Source organism: Pedobacter sp. UBA5917 (assembly GCF_002432345.1).
Classification (GTDB): domain Bacteria; phylum Bacteroidota; class Bacteroidia; order Sphingobacteriales; family Sphingobacteriaceae; genus Pedobacter.
Genome location: NZ_DJDT01000239.1, coordinates 1 through 5,470, shown reverse-complemented (window position 1 = coordinate 5,470; position 5,470 = coordinate 1). Strand labels below are relative to the sequence as shown.

Sequence of the window (5,470 nt, the reverse complement as noted above, 5' to 3'; positions counted from 1 at the left end):
CTGGTCTTAGCGTCCCGCTAAGACAATGACTAACTTTTGCCACAGATGCACAGATGATCACGGAATAAGGTTTTGCATCATACGGTCCTCGCTTGCAATGTACTACACCACAATTTCAAATAAACTTAAGCTGATGCCTTCGTAATGTTTTGGCAGGCCATCGGTTTTTTCCATGGTTACCACACCCACATAATCGAAGCCACAGCCCGTGTAATATTCAAGGAGCTTTTCATTGTCGGCCCAGGTATCCATCCTGATAAATTTAATGTTGTTTTCCGTAGCGAAAGCTTTGGCCCATTTAATAATTTCCTTTACAAAAGAATAGCCCCTAAAATCAGGATGCGTTACAATCCTATGGATGTAAATCGCATCATGATCCCGTTCGCCCCAGATCAACTGATCGTTAAAAGTAACAGCAAATACACAGGCAACAGTTCCATCAACCAGAATTTTATATTGACGGTTTTCATCAATTTCAGTTTGCACCAACGCTCTGCTAAAGCCCTGCCAATGCTTGTTAAAAACCTTTTTTTGATGCGCGATAGCCATATCATAAAATTCGAAAATAGTATCGATGTCGGTTGGCTGGCTATTTTGTACTTGTAATTGCATGAGGCAAAGGTAAGGATAATACTCATGCTACCGTCATTTCTCGGTTAGTCGGGGTTTGCAATCCCAGTCTTTAAATTTTAATATTTCGTGGATTTCAAATCCACAGAACGGTGCGACGAGATTATAAATCTCGACGAACAAAAGAAGCTAAATCTATCTCGAGTTAGATTTCTCTCCCGAACATTCGGGACTGTGCTTCAGTCGAAATGACGGCGTTTTGTAACAAACAAAAACAGGGCTGCTTCATAAAAGAAACAGCCCTGTTCATTATAACATTTGAGATAGGCAATCAGGCCTTAAACCTTATGCCTTCAACCCTCTACCTTAAATTATTTCTGTCTGAAATAAATCTGGATCGGAGCTCCTGAAAAATCGAAATTCTCTCTCAGTTTATTTTCAAGGAAACGTTTATACGGATCTTTAATGTACTGCGGCAGATTACAGAAAAACGCAAACATTGGCGAAGTAGCATTAATCTGTGTGATGTATTTAATCTTAATGTGTTTTCCTTTTAATGCCGGTGGTGGGAATTTCTCGATCAAAGGCAACATTACATCATTTAGTTTAGATGTAGGGATTTTCTTGCTACGGTTTTTATAAACCTCTAAAGCGGCTTCAATTGCCTTAAAAATACGTTGCTTGTTCAAAACAGATGTAAAAATGATCGGCACGTCGGTAAAAGGACGGATACGCTCGTGGATCTGCTCTTCGAAAGCTTTCATCGTTTGCGTATTCTTTTCGATCAAATCCCATTTATTGATCAGGATTACAATACCTTTTTTGTTCTTTTCTGCAAGGTGGAAGATATTAATATCCTGACTTTCGATACCTTCTACGGCATCAATCATCAATACCACAACATCAGCCTCTTCTAAAGCCTTGATGGTACGCATTACCGAGTAAAATTCAAGGTTTTCTTTAACCTTGGTTTTTTTACGTAATCCGGCAGTATCGATCAGCATAAATTCGTGACCAAACTGATTGTAATGGATCTTGATCGAATCGCGGGTGGTACCTGCATTAGCCGTAACGATATTACGTTCTTTGCCAATTAAAGCATTAACCAAAGAAGATTTACCTACATTAGGACGGCCCGCGATCGTAATTTTAGGCAATTGGTTTTCCTCTTCTTCAACGTCTTCGAAATTTTTAACAATCTCATCCAACAACTCTCCTGTTCCAGAACCCGTCATTGATGACAATGGAAAAACTTCACCTAATCCGAAACCATAAAAAGTATGGATTTCGTTATATAAAGCCGTATTATCTACCTTATTTGCCGCTACGAAAACCGGCTTTTTACTTCTACGCAAAACCTGGGCAATGTCATCATCCAGATCGGTAATGCCTGTAGTTACATCAACCATAAAAATCAGCACACTGGCTTCTTCGATGGCGATCATTACCTGCTCGCGGATTGCCGCTTCGTAAACATCAATCGAATTGGCTACATAACCACCCGTATCAATTACGGTAAAATGTTTATCTATCCATTCGCCCACGCCATAATGCCTGTCGCGGGTTACACCGCTCATGTCATCAACAATGGCTTTACGGCTTTCGGTTAATCTGTTAAAAAGGGTACTCTTGCCTACGTTTGGCCTGCCTACGATGGCTATAATATTACTCATTGGTGTTCTATTGATAGTTAATGGCTTATAGTTAATGGTCGTGGTGTTTACGCAAGCTGCCCAAACTATTTGGCTATCAGCCATTGACTATCAACTACTAACCGATTTATTTCGGGCTGCAAAGGTACGGTTATTTTTCGTAACCTTTATTAATATTAATTTTTATACTTCTCTAAAAGTCCTTTTACCACTTCTTCTGTCAGCTGGTTTCCCTGCAATAAAGGAAATCCTTCCCAACGCACAATACCTTTAGGATCGATCAGTATGGCATGCGGAATACCTTTAACCTGGATCGAATCCTTAACTGTTCCTTTGGTATCGATGGCTTCAAAATAATTGATCTTCGGATTATCAAAAGCTTCAACCTTTTCGGCAGTTTCATCAGAAACCCCGATAATAACCAGTTTGTCGGCATATTTTTTCTGAAGATCGTTCAACGTTGGGATATAAGCCCTGCATGGCCCGCACCAGGTTGCCCAAAAATCAATCAGCACAAATTTACCTTTGGTATCGGGCTGTTTCGAAATCCATTTTTCGACCACCAGTTCCGGAGCTTTTTCGTTCAGTATCGATTTTGCCCAAAGTTTTTTACCATTGTTCGATTCCTGCGCGAAAACCACTGTACTTACGAGAAACAAGAGCAACGTTAAAGCTTTTTTCATCTTTGATTTTTTTAATAAAAATCGGAATTAATTATCGTAACCAAAGCTTTTAAGGTAGTTCTTTTTGCTTCTCCAATCAGGGATCACTTTTACAAACAGCTCCAGAAAAACTTTACTGTCCAAAAATTTCTCGATCTCCAAGCGCGCCTCGGTACCTACTTTTTTCAACATACTGCCACCGGTGCCAATTAAGATGTTTTTTTGCGAATCGCGTTCTACCACAATTTCTGCAGTAATCCGAATCATCGAACCTTTACCGTTTTTCAGTTCCTCCTCTTTAAAACTTTTCACAATCACCTCGGTGCTGTAAGGGATTTCTTTCTGGTAATTAAGGAAGATTTTTTCGCGTACCATTTCCGAAACAAAAAACCGTTCCGAACGGTCGGTTAAATCTTCTTTATCATAATAGGGCGGATGTTCGGGCAACATTTCGAGTACGCGATCCAATAATCCGTCTACATTATGTTTGTGCAGCGCCGAAATTGCGTAAATGGCAACCGGATTCAATTTTTCCTGCCAATAGGCAATTTTTTCATCAACCTGTTCCTGTAATGCCTTATCTATTTTGTTGATGAGTACAATTGTTGGGATATCGCGGTTCAGGATTTTCTCCAGAACGTCGTCTTCATCGTATTCTTCGTTAATATCGGTTACAAATAAAAGTACATCTGCATCGGTTAAAGATCCGTTTACAAAGCTCATCATACTCTCCTGTAAGCTGTATTTTGGTTTGATTATACCCGGGGTATCAGAAAAAACAATCTGATATTCCTCTTCATTTACGATCCCTAAAATACGGTGCCTTGTGGTTTGTGCCTTAGGAGTTATAATGCTAAGCCGCTCGCCTACAAGCACATTCATGAGGGTGGATTTACCTACATTTGGTTTACCTATTATACTAACAAAACCTGCTTTATGCGCCATTAAAATATTTTTTAAAAAAAATTTGCAGCACAAAGAAACGAATTATATCTTTGCATTCCAATTCGGAAACAGAGTTAAGGATTTAATTCAAAAGAAAAAACGGGTTGTATAGAGTGCGGGGTGGAGCAGTTGGTAGCTCGTCGGGCTCATAACCCGAAGGTCGCACGTTCGAGTCGTGTCCCCGCTACTAATTCAGTGGGCAGTTTACAGTGATCAGTTTAACTGAAAGCTGAGAACTGGAAATTTAGAAACTGAAAATGGCCCGTTCGTCTAGGGGTGAGGACGCCAGATTTTCATTCTGGAAACAGGGGTTCGATTCCCCTACGGGCTACGATCCCGCTTTACGATAAGTAGAGCGGGATTTTTGCTTTTATACCCTCCTAAAATCAACTATCCCAACATTCGTTATTGGCTTTTAAATTATCGCCTAACAACATTTTTTCAGATAATCCATTTTTTTACTTTGAAATAATTATCATAACTTGCAGTTAAACCATATTATGAAACCCACTCGCTCTTATCTCTTCAATTTTATTACTTTCATTATATTTTTACTAGGCAGTTCTTGTTCAAATAAAGGTGATGATCTTAAACCCGAACCGGTTCCTGCATCTAAATCGCCGGTAATTACCAATTTTAGTCCCGCTGAGGCAACAATAGGCCAAACAGTAACCATTACCGGAAATAATTTTGGAACAGACCTAAGCCTGGTTACCATTACTTTCGACAATGGCATTAGCTTAAAGCCTAAAACCGTAGTGCCAACGCAAATCGTTTTCGATGTTCCGACAAGCATGACCACCAGTAGTTTCACCATCAGTATAAATATTAACGGCACCACCTCAACGGTAAAAAGCAGCATAGCATTAACAATAAAATATTTCTTAACCGTTACCAGATTACCAACGGAAGCTGGCAGCGCAATAGTTAGCAGCGACAAATCGACCTTGCTCTCAACAGATATCAATAGCACTACCTCGAGAATCATGACCAATAAAGATGCTACCGGAGAAATTTATCAAACAGAACTGGTGCATGCAGAAAAGGCAACCTTGGATTTCATCGGCGATAAACACGTAACCGCATCATTCCCTACAATGAATTCTGCAGATACAACCACCATTCCTTACATCCGATACACCCACAAGGATGACGCCACAAAAACCATCAAAGAATACCGCGCATACATCCGAAATGACAATGTAAATACACCAACCTTAATTAAGATTGCCAGCAAGGATAAAATGACCATTAACCGGGTTTCTGTGATAAGCTATAGCGCCGGCATATTGCTGCTCTCTTCGGATACCGATTTTAGCCCAAACATCACAGTAAATGATTTTATCAGAGCCTTTAAAGCCAGCAATCAGAAAATTTCTCAACTCAAAGAAAATCAATAACAGTATAAATCATCTTGAAGTTTTATAGTAGAGTGTTTTGCACCGCATGTTTTTAGAAACACCAATTATTAACAACAATCTACATTTCATTAAAAGTGCCCCCCATTTCAGTGCGAAGTGGCGCCAAAGGGATTGCCGGGTAAATACGATATGGTTTCTTTCCCTCAGAACAAATACCATAAGTTCCTCCAACTGCTTTTTAGATCCAGCTATTTACCAATAATCAATCCTGGAACCAAAT

5 protein-coding genes and 2 tRNA genes are annotated in these 5,470 nt (G+C 39.7%); 3 read left to right on the top strand and 4 right to left on the bottom strand.

The genetic code is table 11. From position 1 onward, the window contains the following. Positions 1-102 precede the first annotated feature (102 nt). The 4 genes from B2V92_RS16000 to era form a co-directional block, all read right to left on the bottom strand. Positions 103-612, bottom strand: a complete 510-nt coding sequence (locus B2V92_RS16000) for a GNAT family N-acetyltransferase (RefSeq protein WP_293309915.1) — start codon at positions 610-612, stop codon at positions 103-105. A gap of 329 nt (positions 613-941) precedes the next feature. Then, positions 942-2,243: a ribosome biogenesis GTPase Der gene (gene der, locus B2V92_RS15995; RefSeq protein WP_293309913.1), complete on the bottom strand. Its 1,302-nt coding sequence runs from the start codon at positions 2,241-2,243 to the stop codon at positions 942-944. Positions 2,244-2,398: 155 nt separating this feature from the next. Further along, on the bottom strand, positions 2,399-2,905 hold the full coding sequence (locus B2V92_RS15990) for a TlpA family protein disulfide reductase (protein ID WP_293309911.1): 507 nt from the start codon (positions 2,903-2,905) through the stop codon (positions 2,399-2,401). A gap of 27 nt (positions 2,906-2,932) precedes the next feature. Next, complete coding sequence (era, locus tag B2V92_RS15985) at positions 2,933-3,829, bottom strand: GTPase Era (protein WP_113949890.1); 897 nt, start codon at positions 3,827-3,829, stop codon at positions 2,933-2,935. A gap of 114 nt (positions 3,830-3,943) precedes the next feature. Between era and B2V92_RS15980 the strand changes: the two genes are divergently transcribed. The 3 genes from B2V92_RS15980 to B2V92_RS15970 all read left to right on the top strand — a co-directional run bounded on the left by B2V92_RS15980 (position 3,944) and on the right by B2V92_RS15970 (position 5,229). Beyond that, positions 3,944-4,016: transfer RNA gene (locus tag B2V92_RS15980), tRNA-Met, on the top strand. A gap of 72 nt (positions 4,017-4,088) precedes the next feature. After that, positions 4,089-4,160 (top strand) — tRNA-Glu (locus B2V92_RS15975). 169 nt (positions 4,161-4,329) lie between these two features. After that, positions 4,330-5,229 carry an IPT/TIG domain-containing protein gene (locus B2V92_RS15970; protein WP_293309908.1) on the top strand — a complete coding sequence of 300 codons (900 nt, stop codon included), beginning with the start codon at positions 4,330-4,332 and terminating at the stop codon, positions 5,227-5,229. Positions 5,230-5,470 lie beyond the last annotated feature (241 nt).

Excerpts from the sequence above, each read along its gene's own strand:
- der (WP_293309913.1), bottom strand. The coding sequence starts at position 2,243 with ATGAGTAATATTATAGCCATCGTAGGCAGGCCAAACGTAGGCAAGAGT.
- B2V92_RS16000 (WP_293309915.1), bottom strand. The coding sequence starts at position 612 with ATGCAATTACAAGTACAAAATAGCCAGCCAACCGACATCGATACTATT.
- era (WP_113949890.1), bottom strand. The coding sequence starts at position 3,829 with ATGGCGCATAAAGCAGGTTTTGTTAGTATAATAGGTAAACCAAATGTA.
- B2V92_RS15970 (WP_293309908.1), top strand. The coding sequence starts at position 4,330 with ATGAAACCCACTCGCTCTTATCTCTTCAATTTTATTACTTTCATTATA.
- B2V92_RS15990 (WP_293309911.1), bottom strand. The coding sequence starts at position 2,905 with ATGAAAAAAGCTTTAACGTTGCTCTTGTTTCTCGTAAGTACAGTGGTT.